The organism is Pseudomonas sp. BNK-45, from assembly GCF_047456255.1.
Lineage (GTDB): Bacteria > Pseudomonadota > Gammaproteobacteria > Pseudomonadales > Pseudomonadaceae > Aquipseudomonas.
On record NZ_CP179909.1, the window covers coordinates 3,240,543 to 3,266,503 of the forward strand.

Sequence of the window (25,961 nt, forward strand, 5' to 3'; positions counted from 1 at the left end):
ATGAGGTGAAGCTATGTTAAACCGCGAGCTCGAAGTCACCCTCAATCTCGCCTTCAAGGAGGCCCGTTCGAAGCGTCATGAGTTCATGACCGTCGAGCACCTTCTGTTGGCTCTTTTGGATAATGAGGCCGCCGCCACCGTTTTACGTGCCTGCGGAGCAAACCTCGACAAACTCAAGCACGACCTGCAGGAGTTCATCGACTCCACCACGCCGCTGATCCCGGTCCATGACGAGGATCGCGAGACTCAGCCGACCCTGGGTTTCCAGCGTGTGCTGCAGCGTGCTGTCTTTCACGTCCAGAGCTCGGGCAAGCGTGAAGTCACTGGCGCCAATGTGCTGGTGGCCATCTTCAGTGAGCAAGAGAGTCAGGCGGTGTTCCTGCTCAAGCAGCAGAGCGTCGCCCGTATCGATGTGGTCAATTACATCGCCCACGGCATCTCCAAGGTGCCTGGGCATGGCGATCATTCTGAAGGTGAACAGGATATGCAGGATGAAGAGGGTGGTGAGTCGTCTTCTTCGAGTAATCCCCTGGATGCCTATGCCAGCAATCTCAACGAGCTGGCCCGTCAGGGGCGCATTGATCCGCTGGTAGGGCGTGAGCAGGAAGTGGAGCGTGTAGCCCAGATCCTGGCTCGTCGGCGCAAGAACAACCCGTTGCTGGTGGGTGAAGCGGGCGTGGGCAAGACCGCGATTGCCGAAGGCCTGGCCAAGCGTATCGTCGACAATCAGGTTCCGGACCTGCTGACCAACAGCGTGGTCTACTCCCTGGACCTCGGGGCATTGCTGGCGGGTACCAAATACCGTGGCGACTTCGAGAAGCGCTTCAAGGCGTTGCTGAGCGAGTTGAAAAAACGCCCTCAGGCGATCCTGTTCATCGATGAAATCCATACCATCATCGGTGCCGGTGCGGCGTCCGGTGGGGTGATGGATGCCTCGAACCTGCTCAAGCCATTGCTGTCTTCGGGTGACATCCGCTGCATCGGTTCGACCACGTTTCAGGAGTTCCGTGGCATTTTCGAGAAGGATCGCGCCCTGGCGCGGCGCTTCCAGAAAGTCGACGTGTCCGAGCCCTCGGTTGAAGACACCATCGGCATCCTGCGCGGTCTCAAGGGGCGTTTCGAACAGCATCACAGTATCGAATACAGTGATGAGGCGCTGCGTGCCGCTGCGGAGCTGGCCTCGCGCTACATCAATGACCGGCACATGCCTGACAAGGCCATTGATGTGATTGACGAGGCGGGTGCCTATCAGCGCCTGCAGCCGGTTGATAAGCGCGTGAAGCGCATTGAAGTGGCCCAGGTTGAAGACATCGTGGCGAAAATTGCCCGGATTCCACCAAAACACGTCACCAGCTCCGATAAAGAGTTGCTGCGCAACCTTGAGCGCGATCTCAAGTTGACGGTGTTCGGTCAGGATGCGGCGATTGATTCGCTGTCCACGGCGATCAAGCTGTCCCGTGCCGGCCTGAAATCCCCGGACAAGCCAGTCGGTTCCTTCCTGTTCGCCGGTCCTACCGGTGTCGGCAAGACCGAGGCGGCCCGGCAATTGGCCAAGGCCATGGGGATCGAGTTGGTGCGCTTCGACATGTCCGAGTACATGGAGCGGCACACAGTCTCGCGTCTGATTGGTGCGCCTCCCGGCTATGTTGGTTTTGATCAGGGCGGTTTGCTGACCGAAGCGATCACCAAGCAGCCACATTGCGTGTTGCTGCTCGATGAAATCGAGAAGGCTCATCCGGAAGTTTTCAACCTGCTGCTGCAGGTGATGGATCACGGCACCCTGACCGACAACAACGGGCGCAAGGCGGATTTCCGCAATGTCATCCTCATCATGACCACCAACGCCGGTGCTGAAACCGCGGCGCGAGCCTCCATAGGTTTCACTCATCAGGATCATTCTTCCGATGCCATGGAAGTGATCAAGAAGAGCTTCACGCCGGAGTTCCGCAACCGTCTGGACACCATTATCCAGTTCGGTCGCCTGAGCCATGAAGTGATCAAGAGCGTGGTGGACAAGTTCCTTACCGAGCTTCAAGCGCAACTGGAAGACAAGCGCGTGCAGTTGGAAGTGACCGATGCCGCTCGCAGCTGGCTGGCTGCCGGTGGTTACGACGTGACGATGGGTGCGCGTCCGATGGCGCGTTTGATCCAGGACAAGATCAAGCGTCCCCTGGCCGAGGAGATCCTGTTTGGCGAATTGTCCGACCATGGCGGTGTGGTGCACATCGACATCAAGGATGGCGAGTTGACCTTCGATTTCGAAACCACGGCGGAAATGGCTTGATGGCCGCATAACGCAGCAGTACCGCCAAAGGCACCGGAGGGTGCCTTTGTGCTATCTGGGGTTTGCCGGTTTATTCGAGACGAACAAAAACGCCCGGCATAACCGGGCGTCTTGTATTGACTTGCTTAGCGAGCGCGGTAAGTGATCCGACCTTTGCTCAAGTCATAGGGCGTCAGCTCGACGCGCACTTTGTCACCGGTAAGAATACGAATGTAGTTCTTGCGCATCTTGCCGGAAATATGCGCGGTTACGACGTGCCCATTTTCCAACTCCACGCGAAACATGGTGTTGGGCAGGGTGTCGACGACAGTGCCTTCCATTTCGAAGCTGTCTTCTTTCGACATGCAGTAAAGCCCTCGGTATCCAATGAATGGCCCGGTGCAACTGCGCCAGGCAAAAGCGGCGTGCATTGTGCCCGAAAAGTGGGGTTTAAGCCAAGACCTTCTAGTTGAGGATCACCCATCTCTGGTTAACCAGTAGCTCTATGGGGCGATATTGGGTCTTGTAGCTCATCTTTTTGCAGTTTTTGATCCAGTAGCCGAGGTACACCGCGTCCAGGCCCTGGCGCAGGGTTTCGCCGATTTGCCAGAGAATCGCATAACGCCCCAGGCTGCGGCGCTCTTCGTCGGGCTCATAGAAGGTGTAGACCGCAGAAAGGCCATTGGGCAGCAGGTCGGTGACCGCTACTGCCAGCAGGCGACCGTCCAGGCGGAATTCATAGAAGCGCGAGAAGGGCAGGTCGCGTACCAGAAAGGTCGAGAACTGGTCGCGGCTGGGAGGGAACATGTCGCCATCGGCGTGACGTTGCTCGATATAGCGTTGATACAGCTCGAAATATTCTTCGCTGAATGCCGGTTTGGCCGCTTGTACCCGCAGATCGCTGTTGCGTTTGAGGATGCGCTTTTGTTGACGGTTGGGCAGGAATTGCGCCACGGGGATGCGCGCCGGCACACAAGCGTTGCAATTCTGGCAGTGCGGCCGGTACAGGTGATCTCCACTGCGGCGAAAGCCCATTTCCGACAGGTCCGCATAAACGTGCACGTCCATGGGCTGGCTGGGATCGAGGAACAGGGTAGTGGCCTGTTCGTCGGGCAGGTAGCTGCAAGAGTGGGGTTGAGTGGCATAAAACTTCAGGCGCGCCAACTCGGTCATGAGTCAACCCTCGGAATAAGCTTTGAAATTAAGTGTAAGCCACCGCCGTCAAACCCGCCTAGGAAACCCATGTGGCGCGGCTCGGCTGATCCAGATGCCGCTTGAGGTAGTCGGCGAATTCCGCTCGGGTAATGGATCTCGCCCCCAGACTGTGCAAGTGCTCGGTGGGCATCTGGCAGTCGATCAGCACAAAACCCCACGCCTTCAGGTGTTGTACCAGGGTCGCGAAGCCGAATTTCGAAGCATTATCGGCGCGGCTGAACATCGACTCGCCAAAGAACAACTGCCCCATGGCCAGACCATAAAGGCCGCCTACCAGCTCGCCCTGATCCCAGACTTCCACCGAGTGAGCGTGGCCGCGTTGGTGCAGTTGCTGATAAGCCTGCTGCATGGCTTCGCTGATCCAGGTGCCGTCGGCATAGGCGCGGGGGGCTGCACAGGCGCTGATCACGGCAGCGAAATCCTGGTCAAAGGTCACTTCATAGCGCTGTTTGCGCAGCAGCTTGCCCAGGCTGCGGGACACATGCAGCTCATCAGGGAAGAGTACGGTGCGCGGATCAGGAGACCACCAGAGGATGGGTTGGCCTTCAGAAAACCAGGGAAAACAGCCATGACGATAGGCCTGGACCAGGCGGTCGGCCGATAGATCACCGCCCGCAGCCAGCAGCCCGTTGGGCTCGCGCATGGCTTTTTCCAGAGGGGGGAAGGCAAGGTTGTTGCGTTGTAACCAGGTCAGCATGGTATCCAGACTTGTGGCAGGGGAGGGCGGTGGCGGGTCAATGTTGGCCCGCCACAAGCGTAGGGCGAGGGGTTAGTGGTCGTCGAGGAATTTTTCCGCATCCAGGGCTGCCATGCAGCCAGCGCCCGCAGAAGTAATGGCTTGGCGATAGACGTGATCGGCCACGTCGCCGGCAGCGAATACTCCCGGGATGCCGGTAGCGGTGGCGTCGCCTTCGTTGCCGCCCTTGACCAGCAGATAGCCGTCACGCATTTCCAGTTGCCCCTGGAACAGGTCGGTATTGGGTTTGTGACCGATGGCGATAAATACCCCAGCCAACGCCAGGTCCTTGGTGGCTCCGCTGTGGCTGTCCTTGAGGCGGGCACCGGTCACGCCGCTGGCATCCCCCAGCACTTCCTGCAGGTGCTGGTTCCAGTGCAGGCGAATATTGCCGTTGGCGGCCTTGTCGAACAGCTTGTCCTGAAGGATTTTCTCCGCGCGAAGCTTGTCGCGGCGGTGCACCAGATGCACTTCCTTGGCGGTATTGCCGCCACCGACCACTGCCACCACCTGATTGCGATAGAAGAAGCCGTCGCAAGTGGCGCAGGCGGAAACCCCTTTGCCGGCAAACGCTTCCTCCGAGGGCAGGCCCAGGTACTGCGCCGATGCGCCGGTGGCGATGATCAGCGCGTCGCAACTGTAGGTGCCACTGTCGCCGATGAGGATAAAGGGGCGCTGCTGCAACTGAGCGGTGTGAATGTGGTCATAGACGATCTGGGTATCGAAGCGCTCGGCGTGCCTCTGCATGCGCTCCATCAATACGGGTCCGGTCAGGCCTTCGACATCGCCGGGCCAGTTGTCCACTTCGGTGGTGGTGGTCAGTTGTCCGCCGGCTTGCAGGCCGGTAATAACCGTGGGTTTGAGGTTGGCGCGGGCGGCGTAGACGGCGGCGCTGTAACCGGCTGGACCGGAGCCCAGAATGATCAGGCGGGAATGCTGTGCTTGGTTCATAAAAACACCTCATAAGCCTTTGTCACAAAAGAGAATGCATGCTCCAATTGAACAGTGCGTATCACGCAATTGACTATGCTTAACAGACTGTTCTGACGTGGCATGGTGTGAACAAACCCGTACAATACGACGATGTACCAGGCTTATTCAGAATTGCACCGTTTCAGAAGCAAGGGGCAGAGTGTTAAAAGTAGCCCCAGTTAGGCCGGTCAACTTTATTTACCTGCTCGGATTGAGCAGTATCTTGTTAGTCAATCACCCGTTGGACGCGCTTATGGCGCAGGAAAAGACGCGTTTTGAAGAAATCCACCGCAGCACCTAAACCTGTTGTTCCGCTCTGGCGTCAGCAATTGCACTACCGGCTCAAGGAAGGTGCATTGATCGCCATTGGAGCCCTGTGCCTGTTTTTGATGATGGCACTTCTGACCTACGGTAAAGATGATCCGGGTTGGAGTCATAACAGCAAGATCGAAGATGTGCAGAACTTCGGTGGGCCCGCCGGTTCTTACAGCGCCGATATCCTGTTTATGGTGTTGGGTTATTTCGCTTATATCTTCCCGCTGCTGTTGGCGATCAAGACCTATCAGATCTTCCGTCAGCGTCATGAGCCCTGGCAGTGGAGCGGCTGGCTGTTTTCCTGGCGACTGATCGGCCTGGTGTTCCTGGTGCTGTCCGGCGCTGCGCTGGCCCATATCCATTTTCATGCCCCCACCGGCCTGCCTGCCGGTGCCGGTGGTGCCCTGGGCGAAAGCCTGGGTGACCTGGCCAAGAATGCCCTGAACGTGCAGGGCAGTACCCTGATGTTCATTGCCCTGTTCCTGTTCGGTCTGACGGTATTTACCGACCTGTCCTGGTTCAAGGTGATGGACGTCACCGGCAAGATCACTCTCGACCTGTTCGAGCTGTTCCAGGGCGCGGCCAATCGCTGGTGGGATGCCCGCGTGGAGCGCAAGCAACTGGTGGCGCAGCTGCGCGAGGTGGATGCTCGGGTCGATGAAGTCGTGACCCCGAACATCGCCGACAAGCGCGAGCAGGCCAAGGTCAAGGAGCGTCTGATTGAGCGCGAGCAGGCCTTGAGCAAGCACATGTCCGAGCGCGAGAAGCAGGTGCCGCCGGTGATCACGCCGGTAGCGGTCAAACCGCCCGAGCCCAGCAAGCGCGTGCAGAAAGAAAAGCAGGCGCCGCTGTTCGTCGACAGCGCGGTGGAAGGCACCTTGCCGCCGATCTCGATTCTTGATCCGGCGGAAAAGAAGCAGCTCAATTATTCGCCCGAATCCCTGGCCGCCGTCGGTCACCTGCTGGAAATCAAGCTCAAGGAATTCGGCGTCGAGGTCGCGGTGGACTCGATCCATCCGGGCCCGGTGATTACCCGTTACGAAATCCAGCCGGCAGCGGGGGTGAAAGTCAGCCGTATCGCCAACCTGGCCAAGGACTTGGCCCGTTCCCTGGCCGTGACCAGCGTGCGGGTGGTGGAAGTGATCCCCGGCAAGACCACCGTCGGCATCGAGATTCCCAACGAAGACCGGCAGATCGTGCGTTTCTCCGAAGTGCTCTCGACCCCGGAATACGACAACTTCAAATCCCCGGTCACCCTGGCCCTGGGCCATGACATCGGCGGCAAGCCGATCATCACCGACCTGGCGAAAATGCCTCACCTGCTGGTGGCCGGTACCACCGGTTCCGGTAAGTCGGTGGGGGTCAACGCGATGATCCTGTCGATCCTGTTCAAGTCCGGCCCGGAAGACGCCAAGCTGATCATGATCGACCCGAAGATGCTCGAACTGTCGATCTACGAAGGCATTCCGCACCTGCTGTGCCCGGTGGTCACCGACATGAAGGACGCAGCCAACGCCCTGCGCTGGAGCGTGGCGGAGATGGAGCGGCGCTACAAGCTGATGGCCAAGATGGGGGTGCGCAACCTTTCGGGCTTCAACGCCAAGGTCAAGGAAGCCATCGACGCCGGCACACCACTGGCCGATCCGCTGTACAACCGCGAAAGCATCCACGACGAAGCGCCGCTGCTGACCAAGTTGCCGACCATCGTCGTGGTGGTGGACGAATTCGCCGACATGATGATGATCGTCGGCAAGAAGGTCGAAGAGCTGATCGCCCGTATCGCCCAGAAGGCCCGGGCCGCCGGTATCCACCTGATCCTCGCGACCCAGCGGCCGTCGGTGGACGTGATCACCGGCCTGATCAAGGCCAACATCCCGACCCGCATGGCGTTCCAGGTGTCGAGCAAGATCGACTCGCGGACCATCATCGACCAGGGCGGCGCCGAACAGCTGCTGGGTCACGGTGACATGCTCTACATGCCGCCTGGCACCAGCCTGCCGATCCGCGTCCACGGCGCCTTCGTCTCCGACGATGAAGTGCACCGCGTGGTGGAAGCCTGGAAACTGCGCGGCGCGCCGGAATACAACGACGACATCCTCAACGGTGTCGAAGAGGCGGGCAGTGGCTTCGAAGGCAGCAGCGGCGGTGGCGACGGTGATGATCCGGAAGCCGACGCGCTGTACGACGAAGCCGTGCAGTTCGTCCTGGAAAGCCGCCGGGCCTCGATCTCGGCGGTACAGCGCAAGCTGAAGATTGGCTACAACCGTGCCGCCCGGATGATCGAGGCCATGGAAATGGCCGGGGTGGTGACGGCGATGAACACCAACGGCTCCCGCGAAGTGCTGGCGCCGGGCCCGATGCGCGACTGATCCCGTTTCGTTTTCAGCGGCGTGAGGTCACGCCGCTCGCCTACCCATTCAATTTATGAGGAATTCCATGCGCCTGATTCGCATGTTGCTGCTGCCGGTACTGGCTGTGACCACCTTGTCGGCCCACGCCGACCCCAAAGACGTGGCGCGCCTGACCCAGTTGCTGGAAAAGTCCCAGACCCTGACTGCGCGTTTCTCACAGCTGACCCTGGACGGCAGCGGCACCCAATTGCAGGAAACCGCTGGCGAGATGTCCCTGCAGCGTCCTGGCCTGTTCTACTGGCACACCGATGCGCCGCAAGAGCAGCTGATGGTTTCCGATGGTCAGAAAGTCTCGCTGTGGGACCCGGACCTGGAGCAGGTGACCATCAAGAAACTCGACCAGCGCCTGACCCAGACTCCGGCCCTGCTGTTGTCCGGTGACGTGTCGAAGATCAGCGAAAGCTTCGACATCACCTCCAAGGAAGCCGGTGGCGTGATGGACTTCACCCTCAAGCCGAAAACCCGCGACACCCTGTTCGACAGCCTGCGCCTGTCGTTCCGCAACGGCATGATCAACGACATGCAGTTGATCGACAGCGTCGGCCAGCGCACCAATATCCTGTTCACCGGGGTCAAGGCCAACGAAGCGATCCCGGCGTCCAAGTTCAAGTTCGACATCCCCAAGGGTGCCGATGTGATCCAAGAGTAAGCAGCCGCAACCGCAAGGTTTCGAAGGTAGTCCATGGACCTGTTTCGTAGTGCCCCGATCGCCCAGCCACTGGCCGCACGCTTGCGTGCCACCAACCTGGACGAGTACGTCGGTCAGCAGCACCTGCTGGCCCGGGGCAAGCCGCTGCGCGAGGCCCTGGAGCAGGGCGCCCTGCATTCGATGATCTTCTGGGGCCCGCCCGGGGTCGGCAAGACCACCCTGGCGCGGCTGCTGGCGGAAGTCTCGGATGCTCACTTCGAAACCGTCTCGGCGGTGCTGGCCGGGGTCAAGGAGATCCGCCAGGCGGTGGAAATCGCCAAGCAGCAGGCCGGGCAATACGGTCGGCGGACCATTCTGTTTGTCGATGAAGTGCATCGTTTCAACAAGTCGCAACAGGATGCCTTCCTGCCCTACGTGGAAGACGGCACGTTGATCTTTATCGGCGCCACCACGGAAAACCCATCCTTCGAACTCAACAATGCCTTGCTCTCCCGAGCGCGGGTGTATGTGCTTAAGAGTCTGGATGAAACCGCCCTGGGCAGCCTGGTACAGCGTGCCCTGACTGAAGAGCGGGGGCTGGGCAAGCGCCAGTTGAGGCTCAGCGATGAAGGCTTCCAGATGCTGCTGTCGGCGGCCGATGGCGATGGCCGGCGCATGCTCAACCTGCTGGAAAACGCCTCGGACCTGGCCGAAGACGGCGGCGAGATCGGCGTTGATCTGTTGCAAAGCCTGCTGGGGGATACCCGTCGGCGTTTCGACAAGGGCGGCGAAGCCTTCTACGACCAGATTTCCGCGTTGCACAAATCGGTGCGCGGCTCCAACCCCGACGGCGCCCTGTACTGGTTTGCGCGCATGCTCGACGGCGGATGCGACCCGCTGTACCTGGCCCGGCGCGTGGTGCGCATGGCCAGCGAGGACATCGGCAACGCCGACCCGCGGGCGCTGAGCCTGTGCCTGGCGGCCTGGGATGTGCAGGAGCGCCTGGGCAGCCCCGAAGGCGAGCTGGCGGTGGCCCAGGCCATCACCTACCTTGCCTGCGCGCCGAAGAGCAACGCCGTGTACATGGGCTTCAAGGCCGCCATGCGCGCCGCTGCCGAACACGGTTCGCTGGAGGTGCCGATTCACCTGCGCAACGCCACGACCAAGCTGATGAAGCAGTTGGGTTACGGCGACGAATACCGCTACGCCCATGACGAGCCGGATGCCTACGCCGCTGGCGAAGACTATTTTCCTGAAGAGCTGGAGCCATTGCCGCTCTACCAGCCGGTGCCCCGTGGCCTGGAACTGAAGATCGGCGAGAAGCTCAAGCACCTGGCCGCCCTGGACCGGGCCAGCCCCTTGCAGCGGAGAAAACCGTGATCCCCCTGATCCTCGCAGTCTCCGCCGGTGGCGTGGCCGGTACCCTGTTGCGTTTCACCACGGGCAACTGGATCAACGCCAATTGGCCGCGGCACTTCTATACCGCGACGCTGGCCGTTAATATCGTGGGCTGCCTGCTGATCGGCGTGTTGTACGGACTGTTCCTGGTCCGTCCGGAAGTGCCGATCGAAGTGCGTGCCGGATTGATAGTGGGCTTCCTCGGTGGCCTGACGACTTTTTCATCCTTTTCACTGGATACCGTGCGTCTGCTGGAAAGCGGACAAGTGGCGCTGGCCCTGGGCTACGCGGCACTGAGCGTATTCGGCGGGCTGCTTGCTACCTGGGCCGGCCTGTCCTTGACCAAACTTTGATAAACGAGAGAACGACATGCTCGATTCCAAACTGTTACGTAGCAACCTCCAGGACGTAGCGGATCGTCTGGCATCCCGCGGCTTTGCCCTGGATGTGGCACGCATCGAAGCGCTGGAAGAACAGCGCAAGACCGTGCAGACCCGCACCGAGCAACTGCAGGCTGAACGTAACGCGCGCTCCAAGTCCATCGGTCAGGCCAAGCAACGCGGCGAAGACATCGCCCCGCTGATGGCCGACGTTGAGCGCATGGGGAACGAGCTGAGCACCGGCAAGGCCGAGCTGGAAAACATCCAGAGCGAACTGGACTCGATCCTGTTCGGCATTCCCAACCTGCCTCACGAATCGGTGCCGGTCGGTGAAGACGAGGACGGCAACGTTGAAGTGCGCCGCTGGGGCACTCCGACCACCTTCGACTTCCCGATCAAGGATCACGTGGCCCTGGGCGAAACCCACGGCTGGCTGGACTTTGAGACCGCCGCCAAGCTGTCCGGCGCGCGCTTCGCCCTGTTGCGCGGCCCGATCGCCCGTCTGCACCGCGCCCTGGCGCAGTTCATGATCAACCTGCACACCGGCGAGCACGGCTACGAAGAGGCCTACACCCCGTATCTGGTACAGGCCCCGGCCCTGGTGGGCACCAGCCAGCTGCCGAAGTTCGAGGAAGACCTGTTCAAGATCACTCGCGAAGGCGAAGCCGATCTGTACCTGATCCCGACCGCCGAAGTGTCCCTGACCAACATCGTCGCCGGCGAGATCCTCGACGCCAAGCAACTGCCGCTGAAGTTCGTCGCCCATACGCCGTGCTTCCGCAGTGAAGCCGGTGCTTCGGGTCGCGACACTCGCGGCATGATCCGCCAGCACCAGTTCGACAAGGTCGAGATGGTCCAGGTGGTTGAGCCGTCGACTTCCATGGAAGCCCTGGAAGGCCTGACCGCCAACGCCGAAAAGGTCCTGCAACTGCTGCAACTGCCGTACCGCGTACTGGCCCTGTGCACCGGCGACATGGGCTTCAGCGCGCTCAAGACCTACGACCTGGAAGTCTGGGTGCCGAGCCAGGACAAATACCGCGAGATCTCCTCGTGCTCCAACTGCGGCGACTTCCAGGCCCGGCGCATGCAGGCGCGCTTCCGTAACCCGGAAACCGGCAAGCCTGAGCTGGTGCACACCCTCAACGGTTCCGGCCTGGCCGTGGGCCGCACCCTGGTGGCGGTGCTGGAGAACTACCAGCAGGCCGACGGTTCGATCCGCGTGCCGGACGTACTGAAGCCATACATGGGTGGTCTTGAGGTCATCGGCTAAATGGAATATCTGCCGCTGTTTCACAACCTTCGCGGCAGTCGTGTGTTGGTGGTCGGTGGAGGGGAGATTGCCTTGCGCAAATCCCGTCTGCTGGCCGATGCCGGTGCGCAGCTGCGAGTGGTCGCGCCTGAAATAGAAGCGCAATTGCAGGAACTGATCGTCGCCAGCGGCGGTGAGTCCCTGCTGCGCGGTTATGTCGAGGCCGACCTCGACGGCTGCACCCTGATCATCGCCGCCACCGACGACGAATCCCTCAATGCCCAGGTCTCCGCCGATGCCCGTCGGCGTTGCGTCCCGGTCAACGTGGTGGACGCGCCGGCCCTGTGCAGCGTGATCTTTCCCGCCATCGTCGACCGTTCGCCGCTGGTCATCGCGGTGTCCAGCGGCGGCGATGCGCCGGTGCTGGCGCGGTTGATCCGGGCCAAGCTGGAAACCTGGATTCCTTCCACCTACGGCCAGTTGGCCGGGTTGGCGGCGCGTTTTCGGGCTCAGGTCAAAGGCCTGTTTCCGGATGTGCAGCAGCGCCGGGCGTTCTGGGAGGATGTATTCCAGGGCCCCATCGCTGATCGCCAGCTGGCGGGGCAGGGCGCTGAAGCCGAGCGTCTGTTGCAGGCCAAGATTGCCGGCAAGGCGCCCCACGCGCCGGGCGAGGTGTATCTGGTCGGCGCGGGCCCGGGTGATCCGGACCTGCTGACCTTCCGCGCCCTGCGCCTGATGCAACAGGCCGACGTGGTGCTCTACGACCGTCTGGTGGCGCCGGCGATTCTCGACCTGTGCCGCCGCGACGCCGAACGCATCTACGTCGGCAAGCGTCGCGCCGACCACGCCGTGCCTCAGGAGCAGATCAACCAGCAACTGGTGAACCTGGCCCGGCAAGGCAAGCGTGTGGTGCGGCTCAAGGGTGGCGATCCGTTCATCTTTGGCCGGGGCGGCGAAGAGATCGAAGAGCTGGCGGCCCACGGCATTCCGTTCCAGGTGGTGCCGGGGATTACCGCAGCCAGCGGTTGCTCGGCCTACGCCGGGATTCCCCTGACTCACCGCGACTACGCGCAGTCGGTGCGTTTCGTCACAGGTCACCTCAAGGACGGCACCAGCAACCTGCCCTGGAGCGACCTGGTGGCACCGGCCCAGACCCTGGTGTTCTACATGGGCCTGGTAGGTCTGCCGACCATCTGCGAGCAACTGATCCAGCACGGGCGCAGCGCCGACACGCCGGCAGCGCTGGTTCAGCAGGGCACCACCAGCAACCAGCGAGTGTTCACCGGTACCCTGGCCAACCTGCCGGCGCTGGTGGCGGAGCACGAAGTGCACGCGCCGACCCTGGTGATCGTTGGCGAAGTGGTCCAGCTGCGCGAGAAGCTGGCCTGGTTCGAAGGCGCCCAGTCCGAGGTCTGAAAAGCTTCGCCGGCAAGCCGGCTCCTACAGATCCCACTGTTGTAGGAGCCGGCTTGCCGGCGAAAGCGTCCTCACCCCCTGCACCACACCCCCATCCCGCTCAACCGTTGCCGATCATGGCCGCGACTGAAGTCCTGCAACGGCCCCTTTGGCACGATCCCGGTCGGATTGATGGTGCGATGGCTGGCGTAGTAGTGCCCCTTGATATGGGCGAAATCCACCGTTTCGGCAATTCCCGGCCACTGATACAGCTCCCGCAGCCAGTTCGACAGGTTGGGGTAATCGGCCATCCGCCGCAGGTTGCACTTGAAGTGGCCGTGGTACACCGCATCGAAACGGATCAGCGTGGTGAACAGCCGCACATCGGCTTCGGTCAGGTACTCGCCAGCCAAGTAGCGTTGTTTTCCCAGTAACGCTTCCAAAGCATCCAGCTCGGCAAAGACATCATCGAACGCCATCTCATAGGCCTGTTGTGACGTGGCGAACCCGGCGCGGTACACGCCATTGTTCAGCGCGGGGTAGATGCGTGCGTTGAGTTCATCGATGCGTGCGCGCAACGGCTGCGGGTAGAAGTCCAGGGCGTTGCCGGTCAGGCCGTCGAAGGCGCTGTTGAACATGCGGATGATCTCCGCCGACTCGTTGCTGACGATGCGCTGTTGCTGCTTGTCCCACAGCACCGGCACGGTGACGCGGCCGGTGTAGTCAGCGCTGTCGGCGGTGTAGCGCTGGTGCATGTAGTCGAAGTGATCCAGTGCGTCGCCGCTGGAGCCGTAGGCGCTGTCGAAGGTCCAGCCGTGCTCGCGCATCAGCCAGCTGACCACCGAGACGTCGATCAACTGTTCCAACCCTTTGAGCTTGCGCAGGATCAGGGTGCGGTGGGCCCAGGGGCAGGCCAGGGAGACATACAGGTGGTAGCGCCCGGCCTCGGCGGCAAAGCCGCCTTCGCCGCTGGGGCCCGGGCGGCCATCGGCGGTGACCCAGTGCCGGCGTTGCGCCTGTTCCCGTTGGAAGGCGCCGTCCTTGCCGCTTTCGTACCACTGGTCATGCCAGCGCCCATCGATCAGCAGTCCCATGGAATGCTCCTCAGCTATTGTGCGTTGGAGTGCAGTCTATGCCCCTGGGTTCGAACAAAAAGCGCAAAGCGTGGGCGGTTTTGATCGATTAAATCGATCTGTCCCGGGCATCCCAATACTGCTGGGCCAGCGCGAAGGCCTGCTCCCGCGGCGCGCCCAGGCCGCGCAGGGCCAGAGCCATAGTGGCCAGCAGCGCCAGTTGCGGGTAACTGTCCTCAACATCACCGCGCCACAGCGCCTTGAGGTTCTCGGGATCCAGGCTGGCCGGTTTGACATGGCGCTGGGCCGACAGCGCCGGCCATTCCTCGTCCCAACTGACGCCGCCGGTGCTGCCGTACAGATGGCTGGTGGTGTCCGGGTTGATCTCGATCTCGCCGCCATCGCCCTTGATCACGATGACGTTGTCCCCCAGCAGGCCGCTGGCATCGCGGTGCACTGCCTGGTAACCGGGGTGGAAGATGCTCTGCAGGCCGCAACGGGCGCCCAGGGGGTTTAGCAGGCGCGCCAGGGAGTGGATTGGCGAACGCAGGCCGAGGATGTTGCGCAAATCGATCATGCGCTGCAGTTGCGGCGCCCAGTCGCCCAGAGGCATGAAGGCCAGGTTGCCCTGGTCCAGTGCCTGGCTGACCGATGGCCAGTCACGGCACAGGGGAATCCCCAGGGGCTCGAGCAACTGCTCGGTGTACAGGCGCCCGGCGGTATGGGCGCCGCCGCCGTGGAGCAGGATGCGCACGCCGTTCTGCGCCAGGCACTTGGCCGCCAGCAGGTACCAGGGCAGATGGCGCTTCTTGCCGGCGTAGGTCGGCCAGTCGAGGTCTAGCTGGATCGCAGGGGCGTTCAGGCGCTGGCGCAAGGCCTCGGTGAAGCCTGCCAGCTCTTCCGGACTTTCTTCCTTGTGCCGCAGCAGCATGAGAAAGGCGCCCAGCTGGGTGTCCTCCACCTTGTCGTCCAGCAGCATGCCCATGGCCTCCCGGGCTTCTTCCCGGGTCAGGTTGCGCGCACCACGCTTGCCCTTGCCAAGGATGCGCACGAACTGGGCGAAGGGATGCTCTGGCGGGGTCTGGGTGAGCAGGGGGGCGAAATCGTTCATAGGCAATTGGTCGGCTTCGGCAGGCCCGCCAGCTTGGCGGCAAGTTTGGCGGGGGTGCCCTTGAACAGTCGGTTCAGGTGCAGGCTGTTGCCCTTGTCCGGGCCCAGCTTGAGGGCGGTGTACTTGATCAGCGGGCGGGTGGCCGGGGACAGCTGGAACTCTTTATAGAAGCCCTGCAGCAGTTCGAGGATTTCCCAATGCTCCGCGCTCAGCTCCAGCTCTTCGTTGGCGGCCAGGGCTTGGGCTACGTCGGCGGACCAGTCGTCGAGATTGACCAGGTAACCGTCCTTGTCCAGTTCGATGGCGCGAGCGCCCACAGTCAGGGTACTCATAGCCAGGTATTGACCTTGTCATGCTCAATCGACAGGTCGACGAAGCCTGGGTAATCCACCGCCTTGGCCCAGGTCGGCAGGGCCAGGCCCCGGGCTTGCAAGTCCTCTTCCAGCACATACAGCATCAGGCCGCTGCGGGCGCCCAGTTCGCCGTAAAGAGTGGTGCCCGGCTGCAGCGCATAGGCGGCATCGCCGCACAGCAGCAGGCCGTCGCTGCTGCCCAGCAGGCGCAGGCAGCTGCTCAGGCGGGTGTCGGTGAAGGGTGAGTGGGACAACACATGCAAGGTCGACATCAGAGGGTAATCACCTGGTCAAAACGGTCGATGATCCCGGCCATTTCCGGGGCGTCCAGCAACTGCACCGCGTCAAGGCTCAAGGTTGCCGGGTCCAGACCACGAGCAGCGAGGCTGGCGCTGCAGGCAAACAGTTCGTCGACGCCGAACAGCGACAGCGCCTGCAGATTGGCGCTCAGGTCCTTTTGCCGCAGCAGCGAAGCCTGTTGCCCCGGCGCCAGTTGCAGCACGCCATCGTCGAGAAACAGCAGGCCGATCGGCAGGTCGAAGGCGCCGCCGGCCAGGACGATGTCCAGGGCCTCCCGGGCACCAGGGCCGGACCAGGGCGCCTGACGGCTGATCAACAACAGGGATTTGGCCATCTCACGCCCCTCCAAAACAGATCAGGCGGTCGGCGGCCTGTACCGCGTCATGCAACTGGCCGAGCCCCGACAGTTCCCAGGGCGCCTCGACGTTCACCGCCGTGCGCTGATAGCGCTGGGCTTCGTCGGCGTTCAACACACCCCGGCGTAGGGCGGCGGCGATGCACACCACGCCATCGAGCTGATGCTGCTCGACAAATTCGCGCCATTCCCGGGGCAGGTCTTGTTCGTCCTGGGGCGTGACGACACTGTTGGCAGCGTTGTGCACGCCGTCCTGATAGAAAAACAGCCGGACAATCTCATGCCCGCCCGCCAGCGCCGCCTGGGCGAACAGCAGGGCGCGGCGCGAGGAAGGCGCATGAGCGGCAGAGAACAGGGCGATGGCGAACTTCATGACGGACTCGATGGATAAAACTGCGGCCATGATAAAGCTTTCTCCGTGGATCGGCTAAACCCCTTTCGCCCCGAAGGCTCAGGCGTGGCAAGCCCGGGACATATCGGGTAAAGCTTTGCCTGGCCCCAAACCCAGGGGCGAGGGATAGACTCGCGCCTTCAATCAACCTGGGACAAGGAGCAAGGGATGATGGAGTTGAATTCGGCGGTGGTGGTGGTCACCGGTGCCGGTCGTGGTCTGGGCGCGGCGCTGGCCATCAGCCTGGCGGACCTGGGCTGCAAATTGATTCTCTGTGGGCGCAACGCCGAGGCCCTGGCGCAAGTGAGCGCGGCGATCGAGACGCGCACCGGCCAGGCCGCCGATTGCGTGGTGGTGGATCTGGCCAGCAGCGAGAGCGTCAAGGCGGCGCTGGCGGAGATTCATGTGCGTCAGCCCCGGGTGGACATCCTGATCAACAACGGCGCCATGTGGCTGGAGGCCAGCGAGCAGCCCCACAGCGCGGCCGAGGTCACCGGAGTGATCGATGCGGCCTTGACGGGCACCTTCCTCCTGACCCAGGGCCTGATGCCGGCGCTCAAGGCCTCGCAGCGCCCGGACATCGTCACCATCGGCTCCATCAGCGGCCTGCCCAATGCACCGCTGCACAGCGTGTCGCTGCCGTTCTACGCGGCCAAGCACGGGCAACTGGCCCTGGCCGACGGTCTGCGCCAGGTGCTCAAGGGCACGCCGGTGCGCTCGCTTTGCGTGCATCCGCCGTATCTGGAAGACATCTCGCCGCTGGACCCGGCCTGGCAGCAGGTTCCGGCACGACAGAAGGGCGAGCAGGGCACCAACCGCGACGTGGTGGAAGCGGTGGTCTTCGCCCTGACTCGACCACGGCACATCAGCCTGTCGTCGATCGTTATCGATACCGACAGCGGCGGTCTGTTCGACTGAAGGCGGCGCAGTTCATCGGGTCTTGTAGCCCAGTTGCCAGCGGCGCGGAATCTTCAGTGACGCGATGCCCAGCAGGGCGGCAAGCAACCCGCTGACATACAGCGCCTGGAGCCCCAGGTGCTGTTCCAGCAAGGCCCCCAGCACCGCTCCGGCGAACATCCCGCTCCACGGCACCAGCTGTACCCGCCAGCCGTTGCGCCGTTCGCCGAGCACCCAGCGCCCCAGCCCGCGGCCAAAGCGCGACAGGGCCCCGGTGACGTAGGTCAGGCCGATGGGCAGGCCGTTCACTTCCTCCACCGCCGCATTGAGCATGCCCATGGCGATGATGGCCGCCAGCAGGGCCGGCAGTTGCTGCTCGAAGGGCCAGGCGGCGGAGGCGCAGAGCAACGCGCCAATGCTTAGCAGCAAGGGCAGGGCGCGGTGTCCGGCCAGGCGGCTGACCACCACGCCCAGGGCGTTGCCGACGACAAAGGTCGCCACCAGCAGCATCAGGCGCAGCACCAGGGCCGGTTCGCCATCGCTGATGGCCACCGCCATGCGCGTGGTGTTGCCGCTCATGAAGGAGACGAAATCGCCAGTGGCCATGAAGCCGATGGCGTCCGTCATCCCGGCCAGCACGGACAGGCAGGCCACCAGCCCGAGGCCGACCCGCCCGCGCCATTTCTGCGTGTGCTGCAGGGCGGCGCTGGCCGCTTGTGTGGAAGTCGAAGGCAACATCGTCGGTTCTCCTGAACAGGGACTGCGGGGGACGCGTGCGGGTCAAGGCTATGGGGCGAGATGATGCAGGGCGCAGTATTCATCCCACGGCATGCCGGCCATTTCCGCCACCTCCTTGTGCACTTCAAGGCGCTGGGCGTGGAATTCCTCGGGGCTGGCGGCGGTCAGTTGCAGGCTCAACTCCCAGGCGAACAGCCCCAGGCGCTCGGCTTCGGCTTCAAAGGCTTCATGCAGGCGTTCGTTGCGGTACTGCTCGGGCGTCTCGCCCTTGACCTGGGCCTCCAGCGGATTGAGCTTGTCCAGGGCTTCGCGCAGTTCGGGGCGGGCGGCGAGAAATCTTTCCAAGGCTATTTCGTGGTGCAGGGCATCGGCGGGCATCGGGGCTCCTTGAGGGGAACGGGCAGTCTTCAGGCATCAAGCCCGGGACAGAGGGTGTGCTGGCATTTCACTGCGTATCTGCTGCAGATCCCTGTGCGGGATCACGTAGGTGCGGGCGAGCATATCGCCTATTCGCTGGCAGCGGCTTGATTCCACGCAGGCCATCAGCGGGACAAAGGCGAACGCGGCCTCCAGATAGCGGGTGGCGCTTCTGATCAGTACCTGGATCAGCGTCGGCGGCGTCCCGGCGGCGTTGATCACCACCAGGCCCAGGGCGCACTTGCCGGGCGTGCGGCCCTTGAAGAAATACTCCCAGGCCACGAAGTACAAGGGCCAGACCAGCATGAACAGCATTGAGTGCAGGTAGGGCTCCAGCCCCGTCTGTTGCGCGAGGTCGAGCAAGCGTCTGACCGGCTGCAACGCCAGCACCCCGTGCAGGCTCAGCGACAGGAGCACATACACCGCCAGCGCCAGCACCTGGTCGAGCATGAAGGCGGCGGCGCGGCGCAGGATCAGTCGGGTTCTTGAGACTTCCATGGTCGATTCCAGAGTTTTTTCCATCATGTCGGGCGCAGTGTAATCCCCGCAGGGCGGGGAGTAGCAGTGGTTTTGGCGGGGGCCTACTGCACCCGCACCGAGTCAGCTGACCACGGGCTGTTCGCGACCGATCTCGCTGCGCAACTGGGCAATCAGGTGCAGGCAATGGGTGAGCCCCGGCGACGGCTCGCCGACCCGGCGGCTGAGGATGATCGGCGAGGTGGCAGCGGTTTCCAGCAGCGGGCAAAAACCGATGTCGTCGCGGTGCAGCACCTGTACCGAGGCCGGCACCAGGGTGACGCCAATGCCGGCGCCCACCAGGCCGATGGCGGTCTGCAATTCGTTGGTCCACTGGGCGATCTTCAGGTTCAGGCCACGGGCATTGAACAGTGCGATCACATGGTCGGCGTAGCTCGGGCGCGGGTTGGCCGGGTACAGCACGAAGGGTTCTTTGGCCAGTTGCTCAAGCGTCAGTGCCTGCCCCAGCAGCGGATGGCCGGCGGGCAGGGCGACCACCAGCCGGTCCTCGGTCAGCACCCTCTGCACGATGGCCGGGTCGTCGATGTGGATCCGCCCGAAGCCGATATCGATGCGCCCGGCCTTCAAGGCCTCCACCTGTTGCAGGGTGGTCATTTCCGACAGGCCCAGTTCCAGCTCCAGGGTTTCGTTGCTGCGCAGGCGGCGGATCAGTTGCGGCAGCACGCCGTACAAGGTCGAAGGGGCAAAGCCGATGCCCAGCCAGGTCTTGTGCCCCAGGCCGATGCGCCGGGTGTTGTCGCAGACCTTGCCCAACTGCTCCAGCACTCGGTTGGAATGCTCATAGAAAAACCGCCCGGCGGCGGTCAGGCGCAGCGGCCGGCCGCGCTCCAGCAACAACACCCCCAACTCGTCTTCCAGTTGCTGGATCTGCCGGCTCAAGGGCGGTTGGGCAATGTGCAGGCGCTCGGCGGCGCGGGTGAAGTTGAGGGTTTCCCCCAGCACCTGGAAGTAGCGCAGATGACGCAGTTCCATGACAGCTCTCCAGTGGTGATGTGCATACCTTAAAGGTATCAAGCCAGACCAATTCTATATTGGAACCCCGGAAAAAGCCGGGACAGAATCGAGCGCAGAACTTCAAGAACCTCACGGGTATGGACATGCACGCTTCTGCCATTGAATCGATCGAAACGATCATCGTCGATCTGCCGACCATTCGCCCCCACAAGCTGGCCATGCACACCATGCAGAACCAGACCCTGGTGCTGATCCGCCTGCGCTGCGCCGACGGCATCGAAGGCCTGGGGGAATCCACCACCATCGGCGGCCTGGCCTATGGCAACGAAAGCCCGGACAGCATCAAGACCAATATCGACCGCTTCTTCACCCCGCTGCTGCTCGGCCAGGATGCCAGCAACATCAACGCCGCCATGCTGCGCCTGGAGCAGAGCATCCGCGGCAACACCTTCGCCAAGTCCGGGATCGAAAGCGCCTTGCTCGACGCCCAGGGCAAGCGCCTCGGGCTGCCGGTCAGCGAACTGTTGGGCGGCCGGGTGCGCGATGCGCTGCCCGTGGCCTGGACCCTGGCCAGCGGCGACACCGCCAAGGACATCGCCGAAGCCGAGAAGATGCTCGACCTGCGTCGCCACCGCATCTTCAAGCTGAAGATCGGTGCCGGTGAAGTGGACCGCGACCTGGCCCATGTGATCGCCATCAAGAATGCCCTGGGCGACCGCGCCAGCGTTCGGGTCGACGTCAACCAGGCCTGGGACGAAGCCGTGGCCCTGCGCGCCTGCCGCATCCTCGGCAGCAACGGCATCGACCTGATCGAGCAACCTATCTCACGCAACAATCGCGCCGGCATGGTGCGCCTGAATGCCAGCAGCCCGGCGCCGATCATGGCCGACGAATCCATCGAATGCGTGGAAGACGCCTTCAACCTGGCCCGGGAAGGGGCGGCCTCGGTGTTCGCCCTGAAGATCGCCAAGAACGGCGGCCCCCGCGCCACCCTGCGCACCGCGGCGATTGCCGAAGCAGCGGGCATCGGCCTGTACGGCGGCACCATGCTCGAAGGCGGCATCGGCACCCTGGCCTCGGCCCACGCCTTCCTGACCCTGAACAAACTGAGCTGGGACACCGAGCTGTTCGGCCCGCTGCTGCTGACCGAGGACATCCTCGCCGAGGCGCCGGTGTACCGGGATTTCCACCTGCATGTCTCACGGGCACCGGGCCTTGGCCTGAGCCTGGACGAAGAGCGCCTGGCGTTCTTCCGTCGTGACAAAACCACCCCCGTGCTGCATCACACCTGAGGAGGGCTGCATGCTATTCCACGTGAAAATGACCGTGAACCTGCCGGTCGACATGAACCCCGAACGCGCCGCGCAACTGAAGGCCGAGGAAAAGGCCCTGGCCCAGCGCCTGCAGGCCGAAGGCAAGTGGCGCCACCTGTGGCGCATTGCCGGGCTGTACGCCAACTACAGCGTGTTCGACGTCGACAGCGTGCAGGAACTGCACGACACCCTGATGCAATTGCCGTTGTACCCGTACATGGCCATCGAAGTTAACGCCCTGTGCAGGCATCCTTCGTCCATTCATGAGGATGACCGCTGAGCTCGCATCAGCCCGTTCACCACTCTAATAAATACAAGATGAGGATTAATCATGAACGTCAGAATTTCCCAGACTGCCAGCGCCCAGCGTTTTCTTGAAGAAGCCAGCGGCCAGTTCACCGAAGGCGGCAACCCCCGGGCCAAGGCCATCGTCTACCGCATCCTGCGGGACACCGTGAACATCATCGAAGACCTGAACGTCACCCCGGAAGAATTCTGGAAAGCCGTCAACTACCTCAACGTGCTCGGTGCCCGCCAGGAAGCCGGCCTGCTGGCCGCGGGCCTGGGCCTGGAGCACTACCTGGACCTGCTGATGGACGCCGCCGACGAACAGGCCGGCAAGACCGGCGGCACCCCGCGCACCATCGAAGGCCCGCTGTACGTCGCCGGCGCGCCCCTCAGCCAGGGCGAGGCGCGCCTGGACGACGGCCTCGACCCGGGCGTGGTGCTGTTCATGCAAGGGCAGGTGACCAACACCGCCGGCCATCCCCTGGCCGGGGCTGTCGTCGATGTCTGGCACGCCAACACCGGCGGCACCTATTCCTACTTCGACGGCAGCCAATCGGAGTTCAACCTGCGCCGGCGCATCGTCACCGACGCCGAGGGCCGCTACCGTTTTCGCAGCATCGTGCCGTCCGGCTACGGCTGCCCGCCGGAAGGCCCGACCCAGCAACTGCTGGATCAACTGGGGCGTCACGGCCAGCGCCCGGCGCACATCCACTTCTTCATCTCCGCCGATGACCATCGCCACCTGACCACCCAGATCAACCTGGACGGCGACCCCTACCTGCACGACGACTTCGCCTACGCCACCCGCGACGAGCTGATCGCCAAGATCACCTTCAGCGAGGACCAGGCCCGGGCCAAGGAGTTGGGCGTGAGCGGCCGCTTCGCGGAAATTCACTTCGACTTCACCCTGCAGTCCTCGGCCCAGCCGCAAGAACAGCAGCGCCACGAACGGGTGCGTGCCCTGGAGGACTGAAAAGCCGACCCTGCTTGACCCGGCCACGGAGCACCGACCCAGGTGCCCGTGGCTTTTGCCGTTATGCCTGGCCTGACGAGACTGCGTTGCGTGCCTGAAACGCAGACCTGATAAGCACCATCAGAGTGACCCGATCATGCAAATGCATCTGTTGAGTGAACGCAGCCGCGTGTTTGTTCAAGCCGATCCCCATGCCGTGTCCGGTTACGTCAATCAGCACGTGGGCAGCCACTGCATCCGCTTGCCCCGGGCGGGCCATCCCCAGGCCAGCCTCAACCATCGGGCCCTGGCCAGCCTGGACCTGTGCAGCCTCAGCTATGGCGGCAGCGTACGCGTCACCTCGCCGGCGCTGGAAAGCATCTACCACCTGCAGGTGCTGCTGCGCGGCCACTGCCTGTGGCGCAGCCGCGACCAGGAACACTGCTTCGCCCCGGGGGAACTGCTGCTGATCAACCCGGACGACCCGGTGGACCTGACCTATTCCGACGACTGCGAAAAATTCATCATCAAGATTCCCACGCACCTGCTGGAAGCCGCCTGCCAGGAACAGCGCTGGCAGTACCCGGGGCAGGGCGTGCGCTTTCTGCGCCAGCGTTACCAACTGCAGGAACTGGAAGGCTTCGTGCCCCTGCTGAGCCTGTTGTGCCAGGAGTCCGAAGCCCTGGAGGCCATGCCCAAGGTGCAAGAGCACTACGCGCACATCCTGGTGAGCAAACTGCTGGGCCTGATGCAGACCAATGTCCAGCGCGGCACCCTGAGTGCCTCGGCGGCGACCTTCGAACGCATAGCCGACTACATCGAGCGCAACCTCAAGCGCGACATCGGTTGCGAAGAGCTGGCGCAACAGGCGTGCATGAGCCTGCGTTCGCTGTACGCGCTGTTTGAACGCAACGTCCGCACCACGCCGAAGCACTACATCCGCCAGCAGAAACTGCAACGGGTGCACGCCTGCCTCAGCGACCCGCACAGCCCGGTGCGCAACGTCACCGAACTGGCCCTGGACTTCGGCTTTTCCCACCTGGGTCGCTTCGCCCAGAGCTACCGCCAGGAATACGGCGAACGGCCGTCCGACACCCTCAAGCGTCGCCACTGACCGGCCCTTCCGACCTGTGCCTGGCGAGCGCCAGCCGAACCTTTAGCGGCCTTGGAATCCTTGCGTCCCTTCGGGCCGTTCGCAGTCTGCGGCAGCGGCTACACCCCTGTAGCCGCTGCCGAGCGTGCGAGGCTGCGAAAAGGTCCGCAGGACCTTGCCTGGCGATCGCCAGCCGAGCCTTTAGCGGCCTTGAGATCCTTGCGTCCCTTCGGGCCGTTCGCAGCCTGCGGCAGCGGCTACAAGGCAATCTGCAGAAAACGGATACAGGTCTGCACGCATCGGCTATTGCCCTGCCAACCCCCGTCCTAGCATGGCCCTGCCTGAATAAAAACAATGGAGGCGGCGGCCATGTCCCTGCGACCCGAATACCTGCATTCCCTGCTTGAAGAAGACCCCGACCAGGGCGTCTACCGCTGCAAGCGGGAGATGTTCACCGACCCCCGGTTGTTCGACCTGGAGATGCAGCACATCTTCGAAGGCAACTGGCTGTACCTGGCCCACGACAGCCAGATCCCCAACCCCAACGACTACTACAGCACCACCATGGGCCGGCAGCCGGTGTTCATCGCGCGCAACAAGAACGGCGAACTCAATGCCTTCATCAACGCCTGCAGCCATCGCGGCGCCATGCTCTGCCGGCACAAGACCGGCAACAAGGCGTCCTTCACCTGCCCGTTCCACGGCTGGACCTTCAACAACACCGGCAAACTGCTCAAGGTCAAGGACCCGGCCGCTGCCGGCTACCCGGCCAGCTTCAACTGCGACGGCTCCCACGACCTGACCCGCGTCGCGCGCTTCGAGTCCTATCGCGGCTTTCTGTTCGGCAGCCTCAACCCCGACGTATTGCCCCTGGTGGAGCACCTGGGGGAGTCGGCGAAGATCATCGACATGATCGTCGACCAGTCCGCCGACGGCCTGGAAGTGCTGCGCGGCTCCTCCAGCTACATCTACGAAGGCAACTGGAAGCTCACCGCCGAGAACGGCGCCGACGGCTACCACGTCAGCTCGGTGCACTGGAACTACGCCGCCACCCAGAACCAGCGCAAGCAGCGCGAAGCCGGGGAAGACATCCGCACCATGAGCGCCGGCACCTGGGCCAAGCAGGGCGGCGGTTTCTACTCCTTCGACAAGGGCCACATGCTGCTCTGGACCCGCTGGTCCAACCCCGAGGACCGCCCGCTGTACGAACGCCGCGACGAGCTGGCTCGTGACTTCGGCCAGGCCCGGGCCGACTGGATGATCGAGAACTCGCGCAACCTGTGCCTGTACCCCAACGTCTACCTGATGGACCAGTTCAGCTCGCAGATCCGCATCGCCCGGCCGATCTCCGTGGACCGCACCGAAATCACCATCTACTGCATCGCGCCCAAGGGCGAGAGCGACGAAGCCCGGGCCCGGCGCATCCGCCAGTACGAAGATTTCTTCAACGTCAGCGGCATGGCCACCCCGGACGACCTGGAGGAGTTCCGTTCCTGCCAGCTCGGCTACCAGGGCAGCAGCACGGCCTGGAACGACATGTCCCGCGGTGCCGAGCATTGGGTCCGCGGGGCGGACGAGGCCGCCAAAGAAATCGACCTGCAGCCGATCCTCAGCGGCGTGCGCACCGAGGACGAAGGCCTGTTCGTGATGCAGCACAAGTACTGGCAGCAAACCCTGCTGGCGGCCCTGGAGCGTGAAGCCTCACGGCAGATCGCGGTGGAGGCCGTGCAATGACTGTTTCCTACGACACCGTGCGCGATTTCCTGTACCGCGAAGCCCGCTACCTGGACGACAAGGACTGGGACAACTGGCTGGAACTCTACGCCCCGGACGCGACCTTCTGGATGCCGTCCTGGGACGACAGCGACCAGCTGACCGAAGACCCGCAGCGGGAAATCTCGCTGATCTGGTATGGCAACCGCAGCGGCCTGGAAGACCGGGTGTTCCGCATCAAGACCGAGCGCTCCAGCGCCAGCATTCCCGACACCCGCACCTCCCATAACCTGAGCAATATCGAGCTGCTGGAGCAGGGCGACGGCCTGTGCAAGCTGCGCTTCAACTGGCACACCCTGAGCTTTCGCTACAAGACCGTGGACAGTTACTTCGGCTGCAGCTTCTACACCCTCGACCTGCGCGGCGGAAACCCGTTGATCCTGGCCAAGAAAGTCATCCTGAAGAACGACTACGTTCGCCAGGTCGTCGATATCTACCACCTCTGAGGCGACTG

28 protein-coding genes are annotated in these 25,961 nt (G+C 63.0%); 14 read left to right on the forward strand and 14 right to left on the reverse strand.

What is annotated here, in order from left to right:
• The first annotated feature begins 13 nt into the window (after positions 1-13).
• Entirely contained in the window at positions 14-2,284 is a 2,271-nt protein-coding gene (gene clpA, locus ACMGG8_RS15035; RefSeq protein WP_060840125.1) for an ATP-dependent Clp protease ATP-binding subunit ClpA, read from the forward strand.
• 125 nt (positions 2,285-2,409) lie between these two features.
• On the opposite strand, the gene infA is transcribed toward clpA, so the two are convergent.
• The 4 genes from infA to trxB form a co-directional block, all read right to left on the reverse strand.
• Entirely contained in the window at positions 2,410-2,628 is a 219-nt protein-coding gene (gene infA, locus ACMGG8_RS15040; protein WP_002553999.1) for a translation initiation factor IF-1, read from the reverse strand.
• Positions 2,629-2,728: 100 nt separating this feature from the next.
• Entirely contained in the window at positions 2,729-3,436 is a 708-nt protein-coding gene (locus ACMGG8_RS15045; RefSeq protein ID WP_060844104.1) for an arginyltransferase, read from the reverse strand.
• A gap of 58 nt (positions 3,437-3,494) precedes the next feature.
• Positions 3,495-4,175 carry a leucyl/phenylalanyl-tRNA--protein transferase gene (gene aat / locus ACMGG8_RS15050; RefSeq protein ID WP_060844103.1) on the reverse strand — a complete coding sequence of 227 codons (681 nt, stop codon included), beginning with the start codon at positions 4,173-4,175 and terminating at the stop codon, positions 3,495-3,497.
• A 72-nt stretch (positions 4,176-4,247) separates the two neighbouring features.
• Positions 4,248-5,165 (reverse strand): thioredoxin-disulfide reductase, encoded by a 918-nt coding sequence (gene trxB, locus ACMGG8_RS15055; protein ID WP_414159821.1) that lies wholly within the window; start codon positions 5,163-5,165, stop codon positions 4,248-4,250.
• Positions 5,166-5,461: 296 nt separating this feature from the next.
• Here trxB and ACMGG8_RS15060 point away from each other — a divergent pair, with 296 nt between their 5' ends.
• From ACMGG8_RS15060 to cysG, 6 genes are all read left to right on the forward strand, one after another.
• On the forward strand, positions 5,462-7,870 hold the full coding sequence (locus ACMGG8_RS15060; RefSeq protein ID WP_060840121.1) for a DNA translocase FtsK: 2,409 nt from the start codon (positions 5,462-5,464) through the stop codon (positions 7,868-7,870).
• Positions 7,871-7,937: 67 nt separating this feature from the next.
• Positions 7,938-8,561, forward strand: a complete 624-nt coding sequence (lolA, locus tag ACMGG8_RS15065; protein WP_011062167.1) for an outer membrane lipoprotein chaperone LolA — start codon at positions 7,938-7,940, stop codon at positions 8,559-8,561.
• A 33-nt stretch (positions 8,562-8,594) separates the two neighbouring features.
• Positions 8,595-9,920 (forward strand): replication-associated recombination protein A, encoded by a 1,326-nt coding sequence (locus tag ACMGG8_RS15070; protein WP_414159822.1) that lies wholly within the window; start codon positions 8,595-8,597, stop codon positions 9,918-9,920.
• Positions 9,917-10,291: a fluoride efflux transporter CrcB gene (gene crcB / locus ACMGG8_RS15075; RefSeq protein WP_041119048.1), complete on the forward strand. Its 375-nt coding sequence runs from the start codon at positions 9,917-9,919 to the stop codon at positions 10,289-10,291. Before ACMGG8_RS15070 ends, crcB begins: the two co-directional genes overlap by 4 nt.
• A gap of 16 nt (positions 10,292-10,307) precedes the next feature.
• Positions 10,308-11,588 carry a serine--tRNA ligase gene (serS, locus tag ACMGG8_RS15080; RefSeq protein WP_060840119.1) on the forward strand — a complete coding sequence of 427 codons (1,281 nt, stop codon included), beginning with the start codon at positions 10,308-10,310 and terminating at the stop codon, positions 11,586-11,588.
• Positions 11,589-12,983 (forward strand): siroheme synthase CysG, encoded by a 1,395-nt coding sequence (cysG, locus tag ACMGG8_RS15085; protein ID WP_414159823.1) that lies wholly within the window; start codon positions 11,589-11,591, stop codon positions 12,981-12,983.
• A gap of 71 nt (positions 12,984-13,054) precedes the next feature.
• On the opposite strand, the gene ACMGG8_RS15090 is transcribed toward cysG, so the two are convergent.
• From ACMGG8_RS15090 to tusD, 6 genes are all read right to left on the reverse strand, one after another.
• Positions 13,055-14,056: a glutathione S-transferase family protein gene (locus ACMGG8_RS15090; RefSeq protein ID WP_414159824.1), complete on the reverse strand. Its 1,002-nt coding sequence runs from the start codon at positions 14,054-14,056 to the stop codon at positions 13,055-13,057.
• A gap of 88 nt (positions 14,057-14,144) precedes the next feature.
• Positions 14,145-15,146 carry a glycosyl transferase family protein gene (locus tag ACMGG8_RS15095; protein WP_414159825.1) on the reverse strand — a complete coding sequence of 334 codons (1,002 nt, stop codon included), beginning with the start codon at positions 15,144-15,146 and terminating at the stop codon, positions 14,145-14,147.
• Complete coding sequence (locus ACMGG8_RS15100) at positions 15,143-15,478, reverse strand: TusE/DsrC/DsvC family sulfur relay protein (protein WP_016966956.1); 336 nt, start codon at positions 15,476-15,478, stop codon at positions 15,143-15,145. The genes ACMGG8_RS15095 and ACMGG8_RS15100 overlap by 4 nt, the downstream gene beginning before the upstream one ends.
• Entirely contained in the window at positions 15,475-15,771 is a 297-nt protein-coding gene (gene tusB / locus ACMGG8_RS15105; RefSeq protein WP_414159826.1) for a sulfurtransferase complex subunit TusB, read from the reverse strand. Before tusB ends, ACMGG8_RS15100 begins: the two co-directional genes overlap by 4 nt.
• On the reverse strand, positions 15,771-16,133 hold the full coding sequence (gene tusC / locus ACMGG8_RS15110; RefSeq protein ID WP_414159827.1) for a sulfurtransferase complex subunit TusC: 363 nt from the start codon (positions 16,131-16,133) through the stop codon (positions 15,771-15,773). The genes tusB and tusC overlap by 1 nt, the downstream gene beginning before the upstream one ends.
• Position 16,134: 1 nt before the next feature.
• On the reverse strand, positions 16,135-16,527 hold the full coding sequence (gene tusD, locus ACMGG8_RS15115; protein WP_060840113.1) for a sulfurtransferase complex subunit TusD: 393 nt from the start codon (positions 16,525-16,527) through the stop codon (positions 16,135-16,137).
• Positions 16,528-16,713: 186 nt separating this feature from the next.
• Here tusD and ACMGG8_RS15120 point away from each other — a divergent pair, with 186 nt between their 5' ends.
• Entirely contained in the window at positions 16,714-17,463 is a 750-nt protein-coding gene (locus ACMGG8_RS15120) for an SDR family oxidoreductase (protein ID WP_060844098.1), read from the forward strand.
• Positions 17,464-17,475: 12 nt separating this feature from the next.
• Here the strand turns inward: ACMGG8_RS15120 and ACMGG8_RS15125 are convergent, their stop codons facing one another.
• From ACMGG8_RS15125 to ACMGG8_RS15140, 4 genes are all read right to left on the reverse strand, one after another.
• Complete coding sequence (locus ACMGG8_RS15125) at positions 17,476-18,180, reverse strand: YoaK family protein (RefSeq protein WP_060840111.1); 705 nt, start codon at positions 18,178-18,180, stop codon at positions 17,476-17,478.
• A 48-nt stretch (positions 18,181-18,228) separates the two neighbouring features.
• Positions 18,229-18,558 carry a DUF6388 family protein gene (locus ACMGG8_RS15130; protein WP_060844097.1) on the reverse strand — a complete coding sequence of 110 codons (330 nt, stop codon included), beginning with the start codon at positions 18,556-18,558 and terminating at the stop codon, positions 18,229-18,231.
• A gap of 36 nt (positions 18,559-18,594) precedes the next feature.
• Positions 18,595-19,095, reverse strand: a complete 501-nt coding sequence (locus ACMGG8_RS15135) for an RDD family protein (RefSeq protein WP_414159828.1) — start codon at positions 19,093-19,095, stop codon at positions 18,595-18,597.
• A 102-nt stretch (positions 19,096-19,197) separates the two neighbouring features.
• The gene (locus tag ACMGG8_RS15140) at positions 19,198-20,106 is read right to left on the reverse strand and encodes a LysR family transcriptional regulator (RefSeq protein WP_060840108.1); all 909 of its coding nucleotides are present in this window, start codon (positions 20,104-20,106) and stop codon (positions 19,198-19,200) included.
• Positions 20,107-20,231: 125 nt separating this feature from the next.
• Here ACMGG8_RS15140 and ACMGG8_RS15145 point away from each other — a divergent pair, with 125 nt between their 5' ends.
• The 6 genes from ACMGG8_RS15145 (at position 20,232) to benB (ending at position 25,953) form a co-directional block, all read left to right on the forward strand.
• On the forward strand, positions 20,232-21,380 hold the full coding sequence (locus tag ACMGG8_RS15145) for a muconate cycloisomerase family protein (RefSeq protein ID WP_414159829.1): 1,149 nt from the start codon (positions 20,232-20,234) through the stop codon (positions 21,378-21,380).
• 10 nt (positions 21,381-21,390) lie between these two features.
• Positions 21,391-21,681, forward strand: coding sequence for a muconolactone Delta-isomerase (gene catC / locus ACMGG8_RS15150; RefSeq protein ID WP_016966965.1), 291 nt, complete (start codon positions 21,391-21,393; stop codon positions 21,679-21,681).
• A gap of 51 nt (positions 21,682-21,732) precedes the next feature.
• On the forward strand, positions 21,733-22,662 hold the full coding sequence (gene catA, locus ACMGG8_RS15155; protein ID WP_414159830.1) for a catechol 1,2-dioxygenase: 930 nt from the start codon (positions 21,733-21,735) through the stop codon (positions 22,660-22,662).
• Between the two features lie 136 nt (positions 22,663-22,798).
• Entirely contained in the window at positions 22,799-23,755 is a 957-nt protein-coding gene (locus tag ACMGG8_RS15160) for an AraC family transcriptional regulator (protein ID WP_060844094.1), read from the forward strand.
• Positions 23,756-24,103: 348 nt separating this feature from the next.
• The gene (benA, locus tag ACMGG8_RS15165) at positions 24,104-25,468 is read left to right on the forward strand and encodes a benzoate 1,2-dioxygenase large subunit (RefSeq protein WP_414159831.1); all 1,365 of its coding nucleotides are present in this window, start codon (positions 24,104-24,106) and stop codon (positions 25,466-25,468) included.
• Positions 25,465-25,953 carry a benzoate 1,2-dioxygenase small subunit gene (gene benB, locus ACMGG8_RS15170; protein WP_414159832.1) on the forward strand — a complete coding sequence of 163 codons (489 nt, stop codon included), beginning with the start codon at positions 25,465-25,467 and terminating at the stop codon, positions 25,951-25,953. The genes benA and benB overlap by 4 nt, the downstream gene beginning before the upstream one ends.
• The last annotated feature ends 8 nt before the right edge of the window (positions 25,954-25,961 follow it).

Excerpts from the sequence above, each read along its gene's own strand:
- ACMGG8_RS15070 (WP_414159822.1), top strand. The coding sequence starts at position 8,595 with ATGGACCTGTTTCGTAGTGCCCCGATCGCCCAGCCACTGGCCGCACGC.
- ACMGG8_RS15045 (WP_060844104.1), bottom strand. The coding sequence starts at position 3,436 with ATGACCGAGTTGGCGCGCCTGAAGTTTTATGCCACTCAACCCCACTCT.
- ACMGG8_RS15160 (WP_060844094.1), top strand. The coding sequence starts at position 22,799 with ATGCAAATGCATCTGTTGAGTGAACGCAGCCGCGTGTTTGTTCAAGCC.
- ACMGG8_RS15100 (WP_016966956.1), bottom strand. The coding sequence starts at position 15,478 with ATGAGTACCCTGACTGTGGGCGCTCGCGCCATCGAACTGGACAAGGAC.
- tusD (WP_060840113.1), bottom strand. The coding sequence starts at position 16,527 with ATGAAGTTCGCCATCGCCCTGTTCTCTGCCGCTCATGCGCCTTCCTCG.
- benA (WP_414159831.1), top strand. The coding sequence starts at position 24,104 with ATGTCCCTGCGACCCGAATACCTGCATTCCCTGCTTGAAGAAGACCCC.
- serS (WP_060840119.1), top strand. The coding sequence starts at position 10,308 with ATGCTCGATTCCAAACTGTTACGTAGCAACCTCCAGGACGTAGCGGAT.
- cysG (WP_414159823.1), top strand. The coding sequence starts at position 11,589 with ATGGAATATCTGCCGCTGTTTCACAACCTTCGCGGCAGTCGTGTGTTG.
- tusB (WP_414159826.1), bottom strand. The coding sequence starts at position 15,771 with ATGTCGACCTTGCATGTGTTGTCCCACTCACCCTTCACCGACACCCGC.
- ACMGG8_RS15145 (WP_414159829.1), top strand. The coding sequence starts at position 20,232 with ATGCACGCTTCTGCCATTGAATCGATCGAAACGATCATCGTCGATCTG.
- benB (WP_414159832.1), top strand. The coding sequence starts at position 25,465 with ATGACTGTTTCCTACGACACCGTGCGCGATTTCCTGTACCGCGAAGCC.
- ACMGG8_RS15130 (WP_060844097.1), bottom strand. The coding sequence starts at position 18,558 with ATGCCCGCCGATGCCCTGCACCACGAAATAGCCTTGGAAAGATTTCTC.
- ACMGG8_RS15120 (WP_060844098.1), top strand. The coding sequence starts at position 16,714 with ATGATGGAGTTGAATTCGGCGGTGGTGGTGGTCACCGGTGCCGGTCGT.
- infA (WP_002553999.1), bottom strand. The coding sequence starts at position 2,628 with ATGTCGAAAGAAGACAGCTTCGAAATGGAAGGCACTGTCGTCGACACC.
- aat (WP_060844103.1), bottom strand. The coding sequence starts at position 4,175 with ATGCTGACCTGGTTACAACGCAACAACCTTGCCTTCCCCCCTCTGGAA.
- catC (WP_016966965.1), top strand. The coding sequence starts at position 21,391 with ATGCTATTCCACGTGAAAATGACCGTGAACCTGCCGGTCGACATGAAC.
- trxB (WP_414159821.1), bottom strand. The coding sequence starts at position 5,165 with ATGAACCAAGCACAGCATTCCCGCCTGATCATTCTGGGCTCCGGTCCA.
- catA (WP_414159830.1), top strand. The coding sequence starts at position 21,733 with ATGAACGTCAGAATTTCCCAGACTGCCAGCGCCCAGCGTTTTCTTGAA.
- ACMGG8_RS15095 (WP_414159825.1), bottom strand. The coding sequence starts at position 15,146 with ATGAACGATTTCGCCCCCCTGCTCACCCAGACCCCGCCAGAGCATCCC.
- ACMGG8_RS15135 (WP_414159828.1), bottom strand. The coding sequence starts at position 19,095 with ATGGAAGTCTCAAGAACCCGACTGATCCTGCGCCGCGCCGCCGCCTTC.
- ACMGG8_RS15090 (WP_414159824.1), bottom strand. The coding sequence starts at position 14,056 with ATGGGACTGCTGATCGATGGGCGCTGGCATGACCAGTGGTACGAAAGC.
- tusC (WP_414159827.1), bottom strand. The coding sequence starts at position 16,133 with ATGGCCAAATCCCTGTTGTTGATCAGCCGTCAGGCGCCCTGGTCCGGC.
- clpA (WP_060840125.1), top strand. The coding sequence starts at position 14 with ATGTTAAACCGCGAGCTCGAAGTCACCCTCAATCTCGCCTTCAAGGAG.
- ACMGG8_RS15125 (WP_060840111.1), bottom strand. The coding sequence starts at position 18,180 with ATGTTGCCTTCGACTTCCACACAAGCGGCCAGCGCCGCCCTGCAGCAC.
- ACMGG8_RS15140 (WP_060840108.1), bottom strand. The coding sequence starts at position 20,106 with ATGGAACTGCGTCATCTGCGCTACTTCCAGGTGCTGGGGGAAACCCTC.
- lolA (WP_011062167.1), top strand. The coding sequence starts at position 7,938 with ATGCGCCTGATTCGCATGTTGCTGCTGCCGGTACTGGCTGTGACCACC.